This is a genomic window from Mycobacterium sp. (assembly GCF_008709575.1).
In the GTDB taxonomy this organism is placed as follows: domain Bacteria; phylum Actinomycetota; class Actinomycetes; order Mycobacteriales; family Mycobacteriaceae; genus Mycobacterium.
On record NZ_VYIK01000301.1, the window covers coordinates 1 to 728 of the forward strand.

1 protein-coding gene is annotated in these 728 nt (G+C 57.6%); it reads right to left on the reverse strand.

Going from position 1 to position 728, the window contains the following annotated elements:
- Nucleotides 1–63 precede the first annotated feature (63 nt).
- Complete coding sequence (locus F6Q13_RS18585; RefSeq protein WP_293059670.1) at nt 64–285, reverse strand: AbrB/MazE/SpoVT family DNA-binding domain-containing protein; 222 nt, start codon at nt 283–285, stop codon at nt 64–66.
- Nucleotides 286–728: the final 443 nt, after the last annotated feature.

Genomic DNA, 728 nt, shown 5'->3' on the forward strand with positions numbered 1-728 from the left:
GGGGTCATCGGTGAATACGTCGAGCAGCACGTTGGAGTCCACCAGCGTCCCAAGCGGCATAGCTCAGGATTCGCCGCGAGTCAACGCCATGATCTCGTCGGTGGTCATTGGCAGCCGACGCCCGCGCATCTGCTCGACTAGAGCCGCGCCGCGTCCCTCGGTGCGCCGCACCAGCCGGACGGCGTCGTCGTCGACCTCGAAGTCAACCTCGCTGCCAGCCACGATGCCCAAACGCCGGCGTACATCCTGTGGGATGGTGACCTGTCCCTTGCTTGTGACGCGCATGAGGTAAGGGTAGCAGCAGTAAGACCAAGCAGTATTACCGTTGTGGTCTAGCTCCAAGAGGTGCCTCGGGCTGACTGCGGGTCTAACGAGTCCGAAACGAAAACAAGCCATGCAGGTCGCCAAGGCCAAGGGTCATCTGCCGCACGGCGCTCTTCCCGCTCGGTGGTGGCGTGCAGCACACAGGGGTAGATTCCCAACTTGCGACAAAGATCAGGTTGCTCTGCCGTTTGAAACATGAGTTATCGCGGAAATAGCTGGTTAAAGCGTCGACGAACGCATGGGGAGTTGTTTGATATACGCGACTTGACTCGCATAGGTAATACCTCAAAAGGGTCTGGTGATAGTTGTTGGCGGTTGTTGACTGCCACGCATCACATGTGCATGCCATGCGCATGTGATAGTTTGTGGCTATGGCAGTTGCGATTCAGATCAAAGATGTTCCT

Bases quoted from the DNA above. Each gene is read 5' to 3' on its own strand.
- F6Q13_RS18585 (WP_293059670.1), bottom strand. From the start codon at position 285: ATGCGCGTCACAAGCAAGGGACAGGTCACCATCCCACAGGATGTACGC.